Consider the following 21718-nt stretch of genomic DNA (forward strand, 5'->3'; position numbering starts at 1 on the left):
TAATACAGGATTTTATTTTGGTACAGAAATAAAGCAGCTTTTCCGGAGCCTTGGTAATAAATTAAACTTTTAATTAGGATACTTTACGGTATATTGAAATTAATTGTCTTCTTAGTTGTTGAAGATACTTAATATAGAAATGATGTTGGAGTATCGAGAAAAATAATTAATTCTAAATAAGAATTTTTAACGTAAGGTAGCTAAAATTTGAAAGTGAGTACAATTAATCGAAATTGCTAGTTATAAGAGAGGGTAAAAGTATCTTGTAAAGTAATGCATATAACATAGAAAGATATAAGAGATAGGTGAAATTTATGAATACAAGACAAAAAGAAATTTTATTTCTACTATTATCTGAATCTAACGACTATTCATTAGTACAAGACCTTGCGGATAAGGTGAATTGCTCTGAAAAAACAATTCGTAATGACTTTAAAATAATTGAGGAGCATCTTGCGAATTATTCAAGTGCGCTTCTTGTTAGGAAACCGGGATTAGGTGTGTACTTAGAGATTGAGGAATATGAAAAGGTGGACTTGTTTAATAAACTTTATTGTATTAATAATCGCACAAAGTATGAATCAGATGAAGAAAGAATTCTACAAATTGCATACAACTTATTAATGAATGTAAAGGCAGTTACTGCACAGGAAATGGCATCCCAATATTTTGTAAGTCGAACGACTATAAAAAAAGATTTAGATAGAATTGAAAAATGGTTACATCATTTTGATCTAACCATTGTTTCAAAACAGCGAGTTGGACTTATTATTGATGGAATTGAAAAGAAAAAAAGAAGAGCATTGGCTAGATTATCAGATTTGATTCGTAATTCTGATCTTACGAATCAATTTATTAAAGAACAATTTCAATATCATGAGGTTGAATTTGTTACGAACGAATTGAAAGCGTTACAAAAACGAAATACATTGTTTTTTACAGATGATACATTTGAAAGTTTATTAGTGCATACATTGCTCATGGTACGGAGAATGAAACTTAAACAACCTATTTTAAATGCTGAAAAGGAAATTAAAATACTGAAAGAAACAAAAGAATATATATGGACATTGGAATTTTTAAAACAGTTGGAATGTGTTTTTTCAGTTCATTTTACAGAAGAAGAAGTTACGTATTTAACAGCTCATATTTTAGGTGGGAAAATTCGTTATCAAGATAAACCAATGCAGGACAGCACACGTACTGAAAGTAATCCAATTCTTTCTATGGTTATACAGCAATTAGTTAAACGTATGTCACAGTTATATGAAATTGATTTCAGTAAAGACGAAATTTTAATTGAAGGGTTAACGATTCATTTATATACTGCATTGAATCGCTTAAGCTATGATCTTTCTGTCTCTAATCCGATGTTACACGATATAAAGAGAATGTATCCCTATGTGTTTAATGTATTGATACAAGTATTAGAAGAGATAAATGAATCTCTAAATATATATATTCCAGAAGAAGAAGCGGCTTATCTTACTCTACACTTTGAAGCATCTGTTGAACGGTTAAATCACCAGGAAAAATCTAAAAATGTAATTATTGTTTGCCATATGGGCATTGGCATGTCGCAGTTGTTACGTACAAAAATTGAGCGTAAATTTCGTCATATCCATGTTATGGACTGTATTTCAAAAGCTGATTTACAAAGTTATATAATGAAACATCGTGATGTGGATCTCGTTATTTCAACTACTAGTCTTTCAAGATTAAACATTCCTCATATAGTAGTATCCCCATTATTAGAGGGGCCAGAAGAAAAGAAGCTAGGGGACTTTATACAAAATTATGATGAGCCAAGTTATAAAGAACAAAAAGACTTTGTTATGCTCAATTATACATCTCCATTTTTAGTGTTTTTACAACAGGATATACAACATCCATATGAGTTAATTGAAAAATTAGCATATGCTTTGCATAGTAAGGGTTATGTAGATAAAGAGTATGCAGAAAATGCAATTATAAGAGAAAAAATGTCAGCAACAACGATTGGGGCAGGAATCGCAATTCCCCATGGCAACCCAAAATTTATTCAAGAATCAGTAATTGCAATTGCTACATTAAAGAATCCAATTGATTGGGGAGCAGAAAAGGTATCACTTGTATTTATGCTAGCAGTTAAAAGTGATGGACAAGAGGTAACGAAACAATTGTTTCAGGAACTATCCTTTATAAGTGAGCAACCATCCTTTATTCAAAAGCTTACGAAAGAAACAAATGTAATGAAATTTTTATCCTTTTTACATATTTAACCGAAGAGTGGAGGATCAAATAACCTGTTGTTTGCTTAGGTAAAAGATTTATTTTCCGGAAGTTACGGTAAAAAATGAAACTTTTGACGTCTTAATATTAATTTATAGTAAATGTAGGCGCTTAGTAAAAAGTGTGAGGAGGATTAAGAATGAAATTGTTGGCGGTTACATCATGTCCAAATGGGATTGCCCATACTTATATGGCAGCTGAAAATTTGCAAAAAACAGCGGATAAATTAGGAGTCCAAATGAAAATTGAAACCCAAGGTGGAATAGGGGTAGAAAATGAGTTGACGGAACAAGATATTCGCGAAGCAGACGGCATTATTATAGCTGCAGATAGAGTCGTAAATAAAGATAGATTTGTAGGGAAAAAATTGTTGGTTGTTGGGGTACAAGATGGTATTCGTAAACCAGGAGAATTAATTCAAAAAATAATCAGCGGGAATGTACCTCTTTATCATTCACAGTCAAAAATAGTAGAAAGTAACCAACAGGAAAGAAAGCAAAATCCGATATATCGTCATTTAATGAATGGTGTATCTTTTATGGTCCCATTTATCGTAGTCGGGGGATTATTAATTGCAATTGCGTTAACACTTGGGGGAGAAAAAACACCTGGGGGTTTAGTGATTCCGGAGGGTTCTTTCTGGGAAACTATTGAACAAATTGGTGGTGCATCATTTACGTTCATGGTTCCAATACTAGCTGGATATATTGCATATAGTATAGCAGATAAGCCTGGACTTGTTCCTGGTATGATTGGTGGATATATTGCAGCAACAGGAAGCTTTTACGGAAGTGAAAGTGGTGCTGGTTTTCTTGGTGGTATTATCGCTGGTTTCTTAGCTGGTTACATAGCGTTAGGAATCAAAAAATTAAAAGTTCCAAAAGCGATTCAACCAATTATGCCGATTATTATTATTCCGGTATTTACTTCTCTTATTGTAGGTTTAGCATTTGTATTTATTATTGGTGCCCCTGTCGCACAAGTTTTCGTATCATTAACAGCTTGGTTAGCAGGTATGCAAGGATCAAGTTCAATTCTCTTAGCATTAATTTTAGGGGCAATGATTTCATTTGATATGGGTGGTCCGGTCAATAAAGTAGCATTCTTATTTGGTTCAGCAATGATTGGAGAAGGAAACTATGAAATTATGGGTCCAATTGCTGCATCAATTTGTATTCCACCAATCGGGATGGGACTTGCTACTTTCATAGGTAAGGGGAAATTCCAAGATTCAGAGAGAGAAATGGGTAAAGCATCATTCACAATGGGGCTATTTGGTATTACGGAAGGTGCGATTCCCTTTGCAGCACAAGATCCACTTCGTGTTATTCCGAGTATAATGGCTGGTTCGATGACGGGTGCTGTGATTGCAATGATTGGTCATGTAGGAGACAGAGTGGCACATGGTGGTCCAATTGTTGCTGTGTTAGGAGCAGTAGATAATGTATTTATGTTTTTTGTGGCTGTAATTGTAGGCTCTATTGTGACAGCTGTTGTAGTAAATGTATTGAAAAAAGACGTTTCAAAGTTAGAAAAACAAGAAAATGAACAAATAAAAGAAGTTTCAGCAACAATAGAAGTGCAACAACTGGGACAAGAAGCTCAAGCAAGAGGCGAACAAGTAGACAAGGTAGAAATTAAAAAATTAACAGATATTACAAGTTTAGAATTAATTGAAACGGACTTAAAAGGGGAAACACGAGATGACATCATTGATGAAATGATTCAAAAGTTAAAGCAGGTGGGTGCATTACATTCAGTGATAGAATTTAAACAGGCTATTATGAACCGTGAGCAAGAAAGTACTACAGGGATTGGTATAAACATTGCGATTCCACATGGGAAATCAGCTGCCGTTAGGAAACCGAGCGTGGTATTTGGAATTAAACAATCGGGTATAAATTGGAACAGTCTTGATGGAACGGAAGCAAAGTTAATATTTATGATTGCGGTACCAAAAGGAAATGAAGGAAATGAACATTTAAAAATCCTTCAAATGCTTTCTCGAAAACTAATGGATGATAGTTATAGAGAGCGGTTATTATCTGTTCAAACAAAAGCAGAAGCATACAAACTACTAGATGAAATTGCATAGAATGGAGGATTCAAATCATGACTGAACCATTATTTTTTGCACCTGTTTTTAAAGAAAGAATTTGGGGTGGGACACATTTAACTTCTTTTGGATATGAAATTCCATCAAATCAAACTGGAGAGTGTTGGGCTTTTGCAGCGCATCAACATGGACAAAGTATTGTTAAGAACGGAAAGTATAAAGGGCTATCCTTGGGTGAACTGTGGGATAACCATCGAGATTTATTTGGAAATATGGAGGGGGAGCATTTCCCTCTTCTTACAAAAATTTTGGATGCCAATCAAGATTTATCTGTTCAAGTTCATCCTAATAATGAATATGCTAGCGTGCATGAGAATGGAGAACTAGGAAAAACAGAATGCTGGTATGTAATCGATTCCACTAAAGACGCAGAAATTATATATGGGCATCATGCGAAAACAAAAGAAGAATTAATGTCTATGATTGAACAAAAAGAGTGGAACCAACTGTTACATCGTGTGAAGGTGAAACCTGGAGATTTCTTCTATGTGCCGAGTGGAACTGTCCATGCAATTGGTAAAGGGATTTTAGTATTAGAAACACAACAAAACTCTGATACAACCTATAGATTGTATGATTATGATAGAAGAGATTCTGATGGGAATTTACGTGATCTGCATCTTGAAAAGAGTATTGATGTAATAGAAGCTCCCTTTAAATCGAATCAGTTAACGGTTAAACATGAAAAAGTAGATGATTTAAGTATAACTAACTTTATCAAATGTCCATATTTTTCAGTTGAAAAATGGGAGTTAGATGGATCAGTTCGTTTGGAACAACAAAAAACTTTCCTTCTTGTTAGTGTAGTAAAGGGGGAAGGTGAGCTAATTAAAGAAGGTGAGCACTATTTCTTTAAGAAAGGAGACCACTTTATAATACCTAATTGCTTTGGAAGGTACGATTTGGTAGGTAACTCTATATGTATTGTTTCAAGTATATAGTAAATTTTATAATTTATATATATTTATTGTTTAATGAAATACTTAAACACAAATTAACCAGTTCTTGAATTTGAGGAGCTGGTTAATTTGTTTGAAGAGTATTGGTCTTATAATCTTTTTATATTACCTGTAACATTTAGTATTCATTTTCTTGTTCTTTGTTACTTGAAACATAATCTTGCCAAAAGGGTAAAGTTATGGCTCAAATTGTGACAGATGTATGCTACAACTCACATTTATAGAAAGACGTGAAAATAGTAATTAATTTTATAGTGTATGAACGTAAGTATATGTAATAGAATTGTAGAAAATTCCTTCATTTATGACTGAGCCTATCCATTATTATTTACAATTTTAAAACATTAGATATCAGATATAAATTTATTTAATTGTATATTATAATATATAAAAATCACGTAAACTCCAGATGAACTTCACACTCGAATACAAAATGCGTTATATAATAACTATAGAGTTTATTAATGTTACTTTAATTTTTATCTATTAAAATATATAAAATATAAAATCAAACATAGGATACTAGGGTAAATAACTTTTCATAAGAAAATAATAAAGGAGAATAACGATGACAATCACGGTTCTAAAATCAAAAAAAACTAATATTACAGAAGAAGATGTTGAAATTTTGAAAATAATGGCGCATCCAATTCGTTTACGTATTATAAACGAACTAAGTAAACATAATACTTTTAATGTTTCCCAACTAACAAAAATTTTAGAGATACCCCAATCATCTGTTTCACAACATTTATCGAAAATGAAGGGCAAAGTACTAAAAGCTGAACGTAAAGGCTTAGAAATTTATTATTCAATTCGTAACAACAAAGCAACTCAAATTGTCGGCATACTCGGATATTAAACCGTATATACAATAACACAAAGATAGAGTAGTACCTGAGAAAGGGTGTTACTCTTTTTTGATTCTATAAACACAATATGACAAATGTTACTTTTCCATAAAAGAACAGGAACAAACTAGGAATTATGTTTTCCTACATCGAATTTAAACGTACATGTCATTCAAAATAGATGCCAAACACCTGGCTGCACACAGCTAAACGCAACTCATCAAACCGCTGGAGGGATACAATGTCTTATAGAACAATTCATACCGATTTTCGAAATGACTATACAAATGCTCGAGATGCCTTGTTAAATGAAGGAATCGTTGAAAGTGGCCATGTCCAATATGAAAGTCAAAAAGGGCTAATCATACGTCCTGCCTACGAAATAGAAGGAGAAATTTATTTTTTCTCGGGAATGAGAGCAGCGGGAAACACGATATACAGTGTACAATTACGTCCTTTTCATCAGCTAAAAGAGGCGGAATACATTCCACTAGAAGAAAAATCTTGTAACACTGTATAAATGAGAGAGATAGCTATCAGCTAGGAAGAGATGGAGCAATCTGAGCGATGTTAATTTCCTCGTTCTTATGTTAATGGGCATAGGAAAGGATTTCACAAATATAAAACAAGATTGACACAGAGAGATTACAAGTGTAATATTCAGTTGTGGATTACAAACGTAATCCGCGGGAGGTGTAATTTAAACGAATGAAAGAATTACCTAAAATTTCGGAAGCTGAATTAGAAGTAATGAAAGTATTGTGGTTAAAATCTCCACAAACGGCAAATGAAGTGATTGAAGAGTTAGAGAAGAAAATGGATTGGAAACCCAAAACGATTCGAACACTAATTAATCGATTAGTTCAAAAAGAAGCAGTTGCTTACCATCAAGATAAGGGGCGTATGTACGCTTATTATCCCTTAGTTTCACAAGATAGTTATTTACAAGTAGAAACGAAATCTTTACTTAAACGTTTCTATGGTGCCGCATTTAAGCCCTTACTAGTAAATTTCCTGAAAGAAGAAAAGCTGTCTTCAGAAGACATTAACGAACTTAAACGTATCCTGGATGAGAAGACTGAGGAAAATCAGAGGAAGGATAGATCATAATGATAGAAATGTTTATTAATGTCTATCTGCCTCATTTTTTCGATTGGTTGATAGAAACCACTATTATGGCGAGCATATTAGTGGGTCTAATCTTATGTATCAAGGTTTTGTTTAGAAATAAGTTAACTCCACGTTGGCAATACATGCTATGGATTATATTAATAATAAGACTTGTATTACCTTGGTCGCCAGATAGTTCCTATAGTATCTATTCTGTTCTTACTTACAAGAATAATGATGCATTCATTTCTAGCCGAACCCCTGTAGCTATTTTTCCTTCAAAAGAACGTATGCAAGAATTGAAAGGTATAGACGATACAAAGGTTCTTACAAAAGAAGATACTTATACCTCAAGTTCAACACAAACTAATCAGGCAAACAAGACACAAACACACAATAATGAAAAGCAGGATGATGGGACGGTTCCATTCTATACAATCTGTATATACATCTGGCTTACTGGCGTTATTCTTCTAAGCTTTGCTACATTTATTATGAACAGGCGTTTACTACTTTACATAAAAAAACAACCTGATATTACAGATGAGAAAATTATCCGGATTTTTGAAAAATGTAAGCAATCTATGTCTGTTCAACGAGATATCCCTCTACTTGTATCTGGAAAGGTTTCTAGTCCAACAGTGTTCGGATTTATTCGGCCCAAGTTGTTATTGTCAACTGTACATATGAAAGTATTAGATGAACAACAGTTACGATATATTTTCCATCATGAGTTGGCTCACATCAAGCGAAGAGATGTCGGTGTGAACTGGCTTATGCATGGTTTACTCATTTTAAATTGGTTTAATCCCATTCTTTGGTATGCCTACTCATGTATGCGGGAAGATCAAGAACTAGCATGCGATGCATTAGCTCTTACATGTATAGATTCAGAGGAACAAATTGCGTATGGACATACTATTATTAGCCTTTTGGAACATTACTCAAGTTATTATCAAGTACCGAGCGTGGCAAATTTCAGTAAAAACAAAAGGATGTTAAAAAGGAGAATTCTAATGATTAAAAAGTTCCAAAAAAAATCGTATCGTTGGTCTGCGCTAGGAGTTGTGGCAATTATTGCAGTATCATCTGTATCCTTATTAAATGCCCGTGCCGATAAGCCGACTAGCCCAGAGAAACAACAAATAGAAGTGAAAAATAGTATGAAAGATTTAAAAACACAAACCGATATTTCTATACAACAAATTGTAGAAAAAATGATTGGTACAAAAGAACAGGCAGAAGCGGAATTTTTAGTTTCAGGTGAGGAGTATAATACTTTACTTACAGAACTTGGAGTAGCAAGGAATCTATTTACGAAGGAAGAATTTGAGCAATTTATTAATTTAGAAACAGAATCACAGTTTTTGTATAAGAAAGTAAAATTAGCAGGAAGTCCTGAAAAGTTAGACCTAGAAGAGCGAAAAAAATATGAAAAAAATGTTGAAGAAATTGGACCATTTAGACAGAAAATTTATTCGTCTTTAAAATTGACTAAAAAGCAAGCAGAGGAATATCTTGGTTTTCAAATTAAGACACCAACGTATGTAGTAAAAGGGTATAAATTTACTGGAGAAGATATTCAAACACCGATGTCTATTAAAAAAATGAATCCCACTATTGCTTATGAATATCGCAAGGAAGATTCCGTATATATGGTGTATCAATCTGCAGTTAGAGATCAAGGAGAAGATTCGTTAAAGGGGATAGTAGGGACTAGTGAACAGATAACTAATTATGAATTAGTAGGTATAAAAATAACTTTATCTGAAAGCACAAAGGATAAATTTAAAGTGATGAGAATGATTGTTCCTGCAAAAGGAAAGAATAATACTTATCAAGTCACAATTCTTTCAGATAATTTAAGTAAAGAAGAGTTAGAGAAAATTATGTTGTCCTGTTTAAAATAAAAAATAGAGTCTCAGGAACGGTATCCTGAGACTCTATTTTTTATTTTAGAAAGAATCCTTATACGCAACTGTACCTTTTAATTAATAGATTTTCTATTAAAAATCATGGTAAAGATGTACTTAGATATATATAACTAAAGTAATTCCTTTATAAAAAAGTATCCATTTTCATGTCTTTGTACAGGAGGGGACAAAATAAAATTAAACTATAAATTTCATCTTCGCGTTAAATCCTTATTTAACGAACACTTGGGAAAATGTGTTATAATTAATTAATATATATTATAATAATATTAAGATTGATTGATTTTTTTAATTCCAAAGAATGTTTACTAGAAAGGAATTTTATAATGAAGCCATGTGCATATTGCAAAGAAGAAAAAGAATTAACTAGAGAACATGTATATCCTAACGCATTAATCCAATTATTCCCAGAAGCTACCCATGCTTATATGGGTGAAGAGAAAGTTATACCGCTAAGCCCTTCAAAACATGTTATAAAGGACGTTTGCCAAACTTGTAATAACGTTCATTTAAAACGTCTAGATGATGTTGGAACACAATTTATAAAAGACTATTTTTTAAAAGAAAATTGGTCCCACGATCCATATGAAGTTTCATACGACTATAATAATTTAGCAAAATGGATTTTAAAGATAATCTATAATACTACTCGTTCTTATAGAGAAATTGAACATCCATGGTTTGATTTAAACTCTAAGTTTTTAATTGGTGAAACTAGTTCTACAACTTCTGATTTTTCATTATTGTTAGGGTTCCATCTCAAGATGAAACCAATGAAAGATATTTTCCCTGAAAAACCTTTTGAGACTATTAAAAACCCCATATTCGTGGATGATGAAAAAATTAGACCACCATATAAAACTTACGATGTAAAGCATGTTCAAGCTATATATGTTACTAGGCTTGGCACTGCTGTATTTTTAGTACTATTATGGGATGAAAATGTTTCTGAAGAACAAAAAAGCACAGTCTTACAAGAAATTGAATCAATTTTTCCTTATACAAGTTTATCACCATCAAAAAATGAATCAGAAATATATAGGGTTAGTGATTTTGTAAATGACTCTAATCTTTTTTTAATAAATAGTAAAAATCAACAAAAATACAATGATTTGTTTCAGTTAAGAATGCTAACTACTGGGCGTATGTAATCAAATTTCCAACCATGAAAGGATGTAAAATCACATGAATTCCAATTTCGTAGATATTGTTGGATATCAATTTGAAAAGGTTCATACAGGCGCTATAAAATGGTTGTTAGACTCTAGTAATACCCAAATTAAGCAGAATGAAAAATTCAAAATAATCCGTAATATATATGATTTATGTTATATCCCTCTTCCCTTCGAGTGTTCAAATATTAATTCTGTAGAATGTAAAACAGAATATCCTATCGGAAAAGGCAAAAGAGTAGACCTTGTCATTGATATATTACTAACGAATGGAGAAATAAAGCATATAGTTATTGAAATGAAGGTTGATACTATAGCAAAAAAGGACCAGCTTTTAGCAACTTATAACGGTTTTTCTGAAAAGGAAAAGAAAAATACAATATTTCTGCTGTTCTTATTCGGTTCTTCTCAAATATGTCAGATTCCTGAATATGAACCTTTTAATACCTTCTGCTTAAATGAGATCTTAACTGCATTTAAAAACATCGATTGTAGCCACTATATCTACACGGATTGGTTACAATCTTTACAAGGCGAGTTGGTAAGAAGCCAAACCATTAAAGATGAATTAGCTAATCTAACTTATATTAAAGACAAGGACTACTGGCGAGACAATGGATATAGAACTCATTTTACGGCTTTTTATTACATCTACGATCATCTTAAATCCTACTCAAAAAAAGAAATAGAATGGAATATTTACAGTGGTAATAATAACCCTATTATGAATTGGAATCCCGGATGGTTAAGTAAAACGATTTCTAATAAAACAATTAAATTCTATTGGGAATTCAATTATGAAGATCTTATCTTAAAAGTTCAATTACCTAATGAAGGATATATTTCAAGCCAAGAATTACAACAATTAAAAGACAACATTATTTCGATAGTTTCTAAAATACCAAGGATTCAAGGGAATAAAGTTCGTATGCAATCAAAACCCAAAATATATAACTCTCTTTACAAATGGAAGTTTAATTTTTTAACAGGTAATTTTGAAAATATAATGAAGAATACTGAATTTATTATCAATAACATACATCCCCTGCTAGAGTCATCCAATTGGGAGTTTAAATAATAAGATTCAAGATACATCGATCAAACTGTTCGTTAAAAGTGTATTTAACGTGAAGATTGTCGATTATAATAGAATTATGTATAGTAAAGGTATCAATATAAAATTGATACCTTTCTTGTTGTCCAATACATATTTATGAAGCATTTTAATAGTATATATTATCACTTAATTAAAAGATTTGAGGTGTACACCATGAGTAATAGAGAAAAAGAACGTTTTAAAGCTCTTATAGAAAAGCATAAAAATAATATGCCTTGGTATGTCATAGAATACCTAGAAATGAAGACTGCTCTCTCCCCTGCTACGCTATACGCATATATAACTGAATTTGAAAAATTCTTTAGATGGATTATTCTTAAGCGATTAGCTGTCGTAAATGGTAACGTGGTTACTAATATAACTGATATACCTATTGAGACATTACAGACATTACCCTTAAATGATGTAAATCGCTTTCACATGTACTTACAAGGTGAAGGAATTGAAACTAGAGCTATTAATAGAACCTTTTCTGCCTTAAAATCTCTCTTTAAATATTTGGCACAGAATTCAGAAGATGAGCATGGAAAAAGCTATCTCTCACGTAACGTTATGGAGAAAATCGAACTACATAAAGAAAAAGTTGATGCTGCAGCAAGAGCTGATGAAGTAGCAAATATTATCTTTAACGATAATGAAGATGTGGCATTCTTACGATTTTTGATAAATGATTATGCAACAATCCTAAAAGAGACCTCTACACGTAAATACAATTATTTTCTACGTGACAAAGAACGTGATATAGCATTAATAAGCCTTATTTTAGGCACTGGGCTTCGAGTATCAGAATTAGCTAGTCTTACACTCTCAAGTATTAACTTTCGACAGGGAACCATTAAGGTGACTCGTAAAGGTAATAAAAAATCTTCAATACTCGCAACGAAATCGTGTTTAGACGACGTACAAGAATACATGAAAGTACGTTTAGAGAAATATATGTGTCCACCTGAAGAAGATATTCTATTTGTAACTAGGTACCAGGGAAAATACACACAGCTTTCTGTACGCGCTATACAGAATTTAGTAGAGAAGTATTCAAGTGCATTCGATGAAAAGCGTAGTCCACATAAGCTACGTCATACGTATGCTACAAATCATTATAAGGAAAACAAGGACTTAGTATTGCTACGAGATCAACTCGGTCACACTTCTGTTGAGGTTACTAGTATCTATACAAATATAAATAATGAAAAGAAACGAGAAGCGATTGATCGTTTAGAAAAAAGACAATTTGAATAGAATTCATTGGTATTATTCTTCATTTTTTGGTGAGATATTAAATTTGATAATATTATTAATATAAATAGTAGAACCCCATCCTGAAAAAGATATTTGGATGAAGGTACTAGACACTATTCAACATACAAAAAATGTTTCTAAACCATCCTTTGAAACGTGGTTTAAAGGAAGTATATTCCTTCAACATGGAAATCACTTCTGTATATATAGCCGAACTAAGTTCGCTGCAGACTGGTTAGCGTCACATTATAAAGATAAAAACATCGATTCCTTATAAGAATGTACACATTTTGATAAGGATATTCATGCACTTGTTTTTGACTACATGGAAGTAGAAGGCGTACAACAAAAAGAAGAGTGAAATCTCACTCTCCTTTTTTTATCACTCAATTGGGTGTCTTTTCTTTAATTAATGCCTTGTTCCCCCGTAGCATCCAATTCCCTTATGATAACCATAACCTTTAAAGTAGATTTCGCTTCCTTCTCGTGCAGTTTAATTCAATCAATAGTTCTTTATATCAAGAACGAACGTTGGTTGCCCCGCCCACAGTACCTGGTAAGAAAGAGCACGGTTCTTCTGTACTGTTAACATGTAAAATCTCTAACATTTCACTTGATAATGCTACGGTATTCCCTACTACCTCAGGCTTATTAGAAACATAGGCTACATTTACAATCTGTCCATTTTGATCATCTGAGAAAATCAAAGGTAGTGGTAAGCGCGCTTCCATTGGTCTGATATTTTCTTTAAAAACAGTTGGGCTTTTATGAAGTAAAAGTTGATAAAATTGCCCATCATATACAATTCCAATTGCATTTTCCATATCGTGTACAACTCCTTAGCATTTTGGTCAGTCCTCCTTAAGGAGTATTCCCTGTTATAAGAGAACAATTCTTTAAATTTTTTTGTTCTCAATCCTTCTTGTTGTTTTCTACCCTTTAGTTGTAGATTCATCATTTATTTATCATAAAGCTATGACATGCGATTTGAAATTTATAGAAACACCATTTAATTGTCTCATATTTCCAAATGGATAGGAAGGATGAAAGCGTCTTTTCAAAATAATGTTTATAAAATAAAAAAGTCTCAAAAACATTTATGTTTTTGAGACTTAGATTAATTGAGATAGTACCAAAAAATGCGAATTTCGTACGCTAAGTAATTTTTATTATAAAAACAATCGATTCCTGTATGTTAAGAATATTGGTTTTGTTCATTTCATTACTCATTACTATTTAGAACTTAGTAACTTTCACTTCAAATATTAAAATCATTTATTAGTTATTACTTATACACAATTTTAAAATAAGAATAAACAGTTAATACATAATACCCAAAATAAATTATGCAATATAAACCACTACCTATTAAAATAGGAATCATAATAGTATCTACAGGCATACTTGTTAGTATTGGTACAGCAAATAAGCTATGAGCAAGTCCGATTATTACAGGTAAAATAAAACTAAAGCGAACTTTTTTTGAAATTGACTTTCTTACCTCTTTTTTCGTAACACCGATTTTACGAAGAGTCTTATAATATCTATGATTTGCATATGCTTCAGATAATTGTTTATAGTAGATAATCGAGCCTGTTTCCAGGACAAATACAGCCCCTAAAAAGATACCAACAAATAACATAAGTCCAGTCATATCCATAATATCTACATACGCTTTGTAAAAAGAGCCAATTTTCATATCATTATCTTTAGGTGATATTTTTAATAACTCTTCAGTTAGTTTTTCGCTATCCTTTTGTTGTGTTACATCAATATTTCTTACACCATAAGGCTGATGAGTTTGTTTAATCGTTTCATAGAGTTGATCAGGTACAATGACAACTAAATCCCCTAAATTTGTTAGTTTCCGAATTTTGACATCCTGAATGACAGATATTTTCGGCTCAACTTTAAGGGGTAATTGTAGTCTATTTCCCTTTTCAAAATTCTTATCCTCATGTAGATTATATATAAATACTTCCCCTGGACTTAAGTTGACTTTCTTCACTCCCATATTTTTAGCATTTCTATTCAACATAGATTGGGACATAAGCTGAAAATCATATGGTATTTTAGAAGGGAGATTTTGTAGATTTGTATTTCCTTTTTCCTCAAAAGGGCCTCCCTTAACTGTTATCATTTCAACTTCAAAGTCACGGATAATTGAATTTTTTTTCTTGTTCTCTTCAAAAACAGTCTGTATGTGCTTTTCAATCGCATCCTCTTGTTTTTTATATGAAAAACTGTACGGTGCCTCGCTTTTTGCTTCCAATCGTCCACCGAAATATCCTGATACAACAGTACTAATTGCTGTTAAAGCTACAGCAATTAATAGAGCAATAATCGCAAGTAACTTTGCATTTCCTTTTACCCGATATAACAACTGTGGAATATTTAGTATGTTCATACCATTATAAAGTATGTTTCTTTTACTTCTCATTTTCTTTAATACAATTACTGTGTAAGATGAGAATAGAAAGTATGTTCCAAGAATAATTGCAATTAAAATAATAATCGGGATGTACATAGGTTCCGGATTCCCAGGGGTCCTTACAAGTTTTACAACCTCATTAAAAAAATTTGCTAACAAATAACCTATTCCAAGTAAAATAATACTCATGTACGCCAATATTTTAGATCCTTTTGGCATGTTTTCTCCTTTATGATCGGCTTGGAACATCTCAATTAAAGTAAATTGATAAATTACACGAGAACTTTTCCATGCAGTATATAATAAAATAGCTAAAAAGAGCACGGACGTATCTATTAGCGCTTTTATAGAAAACTCAAAATAAACAGGTACACTCAATTTCATCAAGTTTGTTAGCAGTTCTAAAGCTAATTTAGAACCTAAACTACCAATTAGTACTCCAATTACTAAAGCTATGCCCCCCATTATAATGGTTTCCAAAAATAGCATAGTACTGATCTGTTTTTTAGTTATACCTAATAAAGAGTACAATCCTACCTCTTTTTTACGCTTCCTCATAAAAAAATTAGTAGAGTAAATAATAAATATTGCTATAAAAAGGATGAGAATTACTTTGGATGATTGAAGAACACCATTAACCATCACATTATTAATCATTACTTTTTTTATTTGAGCACTATAGCGAAGTGAGGCAAAAATAAAATAGATAACCATACTCATAGTTAGGGAAACAAAATAGAGTATGTATTCTTTAAAATTACGCCGTATATTACGTTGAACGATATCAAATAAAGTCATTTTTTGACCTCCATAAATATTTGTGTCAGTGGGACATAGACCACTTTGTTAGTTTCACAGTTTAACTTAAAGTGCCTATTGCATTTTTACAATTATGTGTGAAATATCCATTAAAATATATAATAAATATTGTCACGAAAATAATAAGTATCATACTTCATGCTTAAAATAGAGCTCCAATTTTCTTAGAAACTTCCGCTGTATGTTCTGAAATTACTACTAGATAAGGCCCTCCATTGCAACTCCCGAAATTGCGGACATTACATCAACTATTTCTTGGAAGAACTGTTTACGTGTTAATTTTCCACGATGCAATTCTTTACATAACTTACCATCTTTTATAAAAATAACTCGTTTACAATAACTTGCTGCTAGCGCGTCATGCGTTACCATTAAAATTGTTGAATTATCATGTTCGTTTAATGACTTCATACTTTCAAGTAAATCTGTTGCAGATTTAGAATCAAGCGCTCCAGTTGGCTCGTCTCCGAAAATCATACTTGGGTTTGTAACAATTGCACGTGATGCTGCGCAGCGCTGCTTCTGTCCACCAGATACTTGATATGGGAACTGACTTAAAATATGATCAATACCAAATTTCTTTGAGATTTCAAGAACGCGGCGGTCAATCTCACTCGCTTTCACTTTTGATAACGCAAGTGGTAAAGCGATATTCTCTTTCACTGTTAACGTATCTAATAAATTATAATCTTGGAAGATGAAACCTAAATGATCACGGCGGAATAACGCTAACTTATCATCACTCATCTTTACAATATCTTTTCCATCAATTAAAATCTCACCGTTCGTCGCATTATCAATTGTAGAAAGAACATTTAGTAAAGTCGTCTTACCAGAACCAGAAGGTCCCATAATTCCAACGAACTCACCTTCTTTTACTTGTAAGTTAATACCTTTTAACGCTGCAAATTTATTTCCACCTGTGTCATATACTTTTTTAATATTTTTTGCCTCTAACACTATTTCCATCTCTATATCACTCTTTTCTTCTAAAATCTATAGCACGTTAATTTTCTTTAATTCCGTTAACCCATACAAGAAAATTAGTTTGATGAGCACATCACGAAAATCCTTATTTGCAAAAAGAGAGAATACTAACAATCTAATTTACTCTTTTTATTAAGTCCTTACAATCAAACTATTATTTCTTTTTGTGTAATTAGTTAATTTTATTTGGAATTATAAATAAATTAGATTTCAAAATATAAACAACTTCTTTTAAAATCATCGTGTTATGTAAAGCCCCTCGCGCATACTGTCCACAAAATAAAAAGCCTCACTTTTTATTTCTATAACTCCTCTTTGACCTAACATATATAGGATAGAAGAAATTAATTAAATAAAAAGTGGGGTGAAAATTAAATATTTATTAAAAATTTAAATTCTCTTCTTTTGGCAATCTAACTTCAAGTATTGTTTTGGTTGAAAGGCGGTTATTAACGTATCCATATTTATTTGTATATACTTTTTACCTTTCTTCATTTTTCCATTTTTAAAATAATCAGGATTAGGATTTTTTTAATAAATACGTGTATTCTACATGATACAAGAGATATTGTGGGTCTCTTTATCTTGGATATATTGAAGGTCTTTTAAATGCAAACAATCTAAATCTCGGATACATAAATCACTCATGGTCACAGTAGGGGTACACACGGCCCGTTATTGCAATCATGTTGTTTCCCCGGATAAACTAATGAAAATATATCTCGGAGTTGAAATGCAATTGAATCTAAAATACGAATACGCTGGAAAACAGAAGTGTATGGAGAAGAAATTGACATAAAAGCAGTCAATTTTTTGCTTGGTACTTACTGGCCCGTTATACAAAATCCAAACCTCTATCAAGATCGCATAAGGTATTTGGAGATAAAAAACTTTGAATCTCTTAAGTAAATAGTTGTAATTTATCAAATACAGAAATAGACATACAAAAACGCCATCCTTTTCGTATATTTTCACAAAAAGAATAGCGCTTTTTTCTCTATATGGACACAAATTTATATTAGCTTTATAGTGAGGTGAAGATACCTCTATAAAATATTTTTAGCTACCAGTTTAATATGTTCAGGAGCTACAATTTCTTGAATTGTCTCCTTTAAATCCTCAACCACCATTTCTTCTATATGTTCCAAAGGGACTTCAAATAGCATACATTCTAAATTATTAATGTTAACTAACGAATAATTTTCATTTTTTTTAATAACTAAGTATTGATTTTCCTTTGTCAGTAATAAAGAACCTAGTTGGATTCCTAACATACGCTTGTCTTCGAATTTCATAGCATAATACCTCTTTATATAATTTATTGAAATAACCCATATATCATATAAGACTATACAGCTTTATACGATAGCATAAATACAAAGTTAATATAACCATCTCACTAATAAAATAGGCTAACAAATAACCTAATCCGATTAAAATATTGCTCATGCACGCCAAAATTCTAGATTCTTTTGGCATACCCTCTCCTTTATGAACAACTTGAAACATCTCAATTACAGAAAATTGATAAATTACACGAGAGCTTTTCCACGCATTCTATCTATAACACACTGATCTTATTTAATATCAATATTCTATATATACATAAACGGAATTGAAAATTTTTAGCTTACTGGAAACATCATGAAAGTATTTTACAAAAGGATGAATACTCATAAGAACATTTACTCTTTTGTGATAACATCTTACTACCAAATTAAACCTGTCACTATTCTTACTCATACCGTAGACAATCAATTGGATCCAATTTAGCTGCTTTATTAGCCGGAAATATACCAGAGACAATACCGATTACTATAGATATTCCGACAGATAATAGACCGAGATTTAGGGATATAATGAATGGCCATCCACCTACGAATGCAGCTATCCAAGCAAAGAGCATACCTAATCCAAAACCAATTGCTCCACCCAATGCCGTTAAAATACAAGCTTCAATGAGAAATTGCATTAATATTTTTCTTCGTGTTGCGCCAAGTGCTTTTCGAACACCTATTTCACGTGTACGCTCTGTAACGGATACAAGCATGATATTCATTACACCAATACCACCTACAATTAAAGAGATTCCAGCAACACCAGTGAATACCATTTCCATCGTATTGAATGATTCTTCTACGACCGAATCATTTTGTTTCTCATCTGCTACTGTAAATAGATGCTCAAATTCCAGTGGTTTCAATCCATTTAATACAGATACAGCTTGTTTCCCTACAGTTTCTCGCTCACTAGAAGAAGATAACTTAATTGTCACTGCATCATATTCCTCAACCCCTGCAATTAATGGTGCATTGTCAATCGATGTATATCCTGCGTGCAAATTTGATTGCCATATATTATCATATTTATACACCCCCGCAATCTTATATGGTTTTCCCTTTATATCTATATACAAATCATCATTCCAAGTATCAAACAGTTTTTTAAATAAAGCTTCACTGAGAATTACAACAGGGATTGGTTTTTCCAGTTCAGTCTCTGTTAACTCACGCCCATGTACCATTTTTAGTTTTTGATCCCGCATAAAATTACCTGTTCCCACATATAAATTAAGAGGAGCTTCTTTTGATTTCACATAGGCTTTTACGTCCATATTCATATGTGGGTACACGTCCTTTACACCTGGTACTCCTTGTAATTGCTTTACCATATCTCGTGTGATTTTCGCTTTATCTAGTGGAAAATCCGGATTGATATACTCTATATAGATTTCATCCATATGGCGGCTCTCTTCAATCTCTTTTTGTATCTTTGCAGTATTTCCATCACCCATTGCGAGAATCGTAATAATCGCACTGATTCCAATAATAATTCCTAGCATTGTTAAAATGGATCGCATTTTATGTGCAAATATAGAAGAGATAGCCATACGTATATTTTCATTTAAATTCAAATTCATTTCCTCCAATCTTGAACAATGTTCCCATCACGAATGACGATTTGACGTGCTGCAGCTTCCCCGATTTCACGATCGTGAGTAATCATAATAATCGTTGAACCTTGTTTGTTTAATTCATAAAATAGATTTATAATCTGTTCACTTGTTTTCGTATCTAGTGCACCCGTTGGTTCATCTGCCAAAATAAATTTCGGATTATTTACAATTGCGCGTGCGACTGCAACACGTTGTTTTTGACCACCTGACAATTCATTTGGAAGATGGGTATCGCGATCAGCTAAACCGACTTTTGTTAAAGTTGCTAATGAACGCTCACGTCTTTCTTTTTTATCGATTCCTGCATAAATAAGCGGTAATTCAACGTTTTGCAACGCTGTAAGTCGTGGCAGTAACATGAAGTTTTGAAATACGAATCCAATCTCTTTATTACGAACATGCGCAAGTTCGGTTTCAGACATGTTTGAAATATTTTGTCCAGCTAATTCATATAAACCCGTCGTGGGCTTATCTAAGCACCCGATAATATTCATTAGTGTTGATTTACCAGAACCAGAAGGCCCCATGATAGAAGTGAAATCTCCTTGATTTATTGTTACATCAATTCCGTGCAATATTTGAATGGATTCTTCACCATTTTGAAAAGATTTTGTAATGCCTTGTAAATTAATCATTGCGTGGCAACCTCCATACCATCTTTTAGGTTTACAGTAGGTTTAGAGATAATTTTTTCTCCTTTTTTCACTCCTGAAACTTTTGCTTCATTACCTGTTTCAAATTCAACCGTAACAACTTGTTCTTTTGCTTTTCCGTCTTTTACAACAAAGACAACATTTTTGTCACCCTTTTTTAAGATGCTGGTCTTTGGAACGATTGTACCCATTGCTTCGCCTAATTTAGTTTTTACATATACGTGGAAACCATTTTGTAAGCCTTCACTATTGTCTAATGTAATGATAAATGGATAATCAGAAACTGTTTTGTTTTCATCCATACTTTTTAATGGTGTAGAACCAATTTCTGTTACTTTTCCTGTCCATGTCTTACCCGCTACAGTTTTTGATGAAACTGTTATTTCTTGTCCAACTTGTACATTAGAAAGTTCAAATTCAGACATTTGACCTTTCACTTTAAATGGACCAGCCTGACGAAGTGTAATACCGCTCATACCGGTTTTTTCATCAGCATTTCTGACAATATCATCAATTACACCATCAGCAGGGCTTGTTACAGAAAGTGCGTTTAACTTCTCTCTCGCTACTTTAATCATTTCATCCGCTTTTTCTACTTCAAACTTTTTCATTTCAATTTGTGATTCTAATTGTTGCACTTCAATTTCTGCAGCTTTTACTGCTTCCCCAGAAAGACCAACATTTTTATCCTTTTTTACTTTTTGTTTCGCTACATCAATTTGTTTTTGAAGTAATGTTACTTCTTTTTGCGCAATTTTCTTTTGTATTTCAGCTTCCGTTACGCCTTGTTTTGTGGTAGGGTCATTATATTTAAAAAGGAGCTGTCCCTTTTTTACTTCCTCACCTTTTTGGACTACTAAATCATACGTCCCTTTTGTTTGATCGAATAAAATGGTTTCAATACCATTTGGGATAACTTCTCCACTTAAGTTTTGCTGATTCTCTATATGTTTTTCTATCACTTCAGATAATTTATAGGTCATAACTGGTTCAGAATTCCCAGCAAACGTCATATACCCCCCAACTCCTATACCAATTGTTAACACACCGACGATGATTACTTTATTTACTTTTTTCATATTACCCTCACTTTTTCCTATGTT

At 32.4% G+C, this 21718-nt stretch carries 18 protein-coding genes and 1 pseudogene; 11 read left to right on the forward strand and 8 right to left on the reverse strand.

The features are described 5' to 3' along the window. The first annotated feature begins 314 nt into the window (after positions 1–314). The 11 genes from DOS87_RS17530 (at position 315) to DOS87_RS30270 (ending at position 13046) form a co-directional block, all read left to right on the forward strand. Positions 315–2261, forward strand: a complete 1947-nt coding sequence (locus DOS87_RS17530; RefSeq protein ID WP_208730059.1) for a BglG family transcription antiterminator — start codon at positions 315–317, stop codon at positions 2259–2261. A gap of 149 nt (positions 2262–2410) precedes the next feature. Next, complete coding sequence (locus tag DOS87_RS17535) at positions 2411–4366, forward strand: fructose-specific PTS transporter subunit EIIC (protein ID WP_208730060.1); 1956 nt, start codon at positions 2411–2413, stop codon at positions 4364–4366. A gap of 17 nt (positions 4367–4383) precedes the next feature. Further along, positions 4384–5328, forward strand: a complete 945-nt coding sequence (manA, locus tag DOS87_RS17540; protein WP_071714051.1) for a mannose-6-phosphate isomerase, class I — start codon at positions 4384–4386, stop codon at positions 5326–5328. 586 nt (positions 5329–5914) lie between these two features. Next, positions 5915–6208, forward strand: a complete 294-nt coding sequence (locus DOS87_RS17545; RefSeq protein WP_071714050.1) for an ArsR/SmtB family transcription factor — start codon at positions 5915–5917, stop codon at positions 6206–6208. A 230-nt stretch (positions 6209–6438) separates the two neighbouring features. Continuing rightward, positions 6439–6717 carry a hypothetical protein gene (locus tag DOS87_RS17550; protein ID WP_071714049.1) on the forward strand — a complete coding sequence of 93 codons (279 nt, stop codon included), beginning with the start codon at positions 6439–6441 and terminating at the stop codon, positions 6715–6717. Positions 6718–6905: 188 nt separating this feature from the next. Next, the gene (locus DOS87_RS17555; RefSeq protein ID WP_071714048.1) at positions 6906–7307 is read left to right on the forward strand and encodes a BlaI/MecI/CopY family transcriptional regulator; all 402 of its coding nucleotides are present in this window, start codon (positions 6906–6908) and stop codon (positions 7305–7307) included. Continuing rightward, positions 7307–9217, forward strand: coding sequence for a M56 family metallopeptidase (locus tag DOS87_RS17560; protein ID WP_151614278.1), 1911 nt, complete (start codon positions 7307–7309; stop codon positions 9215–9217). The genes DOS87_RS17555 and DOS87_RS17560 overlap by 1 nt, the downstream gene beginning before the upstream one ends. A 350-nt stretch (positions 9218–9567) precedes the next feature. Then, on the forward strand, positions 9568–10392 hold the full coding sequence (locus tag DOS87_RS17565; protein ID WP_208730061.1) for a hypothetical protein: 825 nt from the start codon (positions 9568–9570) through the stop codon (positions 10390–10392). 34 nt (positions 10393–10426) lie between these two features. Continuing rightward, on the forward strand, positions 10427–11491 hold the full coding sequence (locus DOS87_RS17570) for a PD-(D/E)XK nuclease family protein (RefSeq protein WP_208730062.1): 1065 nt from the start codon (positions 10427–10429) through the stop codon (positions 11489–11491). A 192-nt stretch (positions 11492–11683) separates the two neighbouring features. After that, entirely contained in the window at positions 11684–12769 is a 1086-nt protein-coding gene (xerS, locus tag DOS87_RS17575; RefSeq protein WP_208730063.1) for a tyrosine recombinase XerS, read from the forward strand. A 97-nt stretch (positions 12770–12866) separates the two neighbouring features. Further along, on the forward strand, positions 12867–13046 hold the full coding sequence (locus tag DOS87_RS30270) for a DnaA N-terminal domain-containing protein (RefSeq protein ID WP_255300812.1): 180 nt from the start codon (positions 12867–12869) through the stop codon (positions 13044–13046). A gap of 241 nt (positions 13047–13287) precedes the next feature. Here the strand turns inward: DOS87_RS30270 and DOS87_RS17585 are convergent, their stop codons facing one another. The 8 genes and pseudogenes from DOS87_RS17585 to DOS87_RS17615 form a co-directional block, all read right to left on the reverse strand. After that, positions 13288–13593 (reverse strand): hypothetical protein, encoded by a 306-nt coding sequence (locus DOS87_RS17585; protein ID WP_086391779.1) that lies wholly within the window; start codon positions 13591–13593, stop codon positions 13288–13290. A gap of 461 nt (positions 13594–14054) precedes the next feature. Beyond that, the gene (locus tag DOS87_RS17590) at positions 14055–15998 is read right to left on the reverse strand and encodes an ABC transporter permease (RefSeq protein ID WP_208730064.1); all 1944 of its coding nucleotides are present in this window, start codon (positions 15996–15998) and stop codon (positions 14055–14057) included. A gap of 219 nt (positions 15999–16217) precedes the next feature. Then, positions 16218–16988 (reverse strand): ABC transporter ATP-binding protein, encoded by a 771-nt coding sequence (locus DOS87_RS17595; protein ID WP_208730065.1) that lies wholly within the window; start codon positions 16986–16988, stop codon positions 16218–16220. A 450-nt stretch (positions 16989–17438) separates the two neighbouring features. Beyond that, a pseudogene (locus DOS87_RS30275) lies at positions 17439–17904 on the reverse strand (hypothetical protein); the annotation flags it as partial. A 148-nt stretch (positions 17905–18052) separates the two neighbouring features. After that, complete coding sequence (locus DOS87_RS17600; RefSeq protein ID WP_097797555.1) at positions 18053–18301, reverse strand: hypothetical protein; 249 nt, start codon at positions 18299–18301, stop codon at positions 18053–18055. A gap of 440 nt (positions 18302–18741) precedes the next feature. After that, positions 18742–19920 (reverse strand): ABC transporter permease, encoded by a 1179-nt coding sequence (locus tag DOS87_RS17605; RefSeq protein ID WP_098672541.1) that lies wholly within the window; start codon positions 19918–19920, stop codon positions 18742–18744. Positions 19921–19922: 2 nt separating this feature from the next. Then, complete coding sequence (locus DOS87_RS17610) at positions 19923–20597, reverse strand: ABC transporter ATP-binding protein (RefSeq protein WP_098672542.1); 675 nt, start codon at positions 20595–20597, stop codon at positions 19923–19925. Continuing rightward, complete coding sequence (locus DOS87_RS17615) at positions 20594–21694, reverse strand: efflux RND transporter periplasmic adaptor subunit (RefSeq protein WP_098672543.1); 1101 nt, start codon at positions 21692–21694, stop codon at positions 20594–20596. Before DOS87_RS17615 ends, DOS87_RS17610 begins: the two co-directional genes overlap by 4 nt. Positions 21695–21718 lie beyond the last annotated feature (24 nt).

This window comes from Bacillus sp. CR71 (genome assembly GCF_003429245.1).
In the GTDB taxonomy this organism is placed as follows: domain Bacteria; phylum Bacillota; class Bacilli; order Bacillales; family Bacillaceae_G; genus Bacillus_A; species Bacillus_A thuringiensis_S.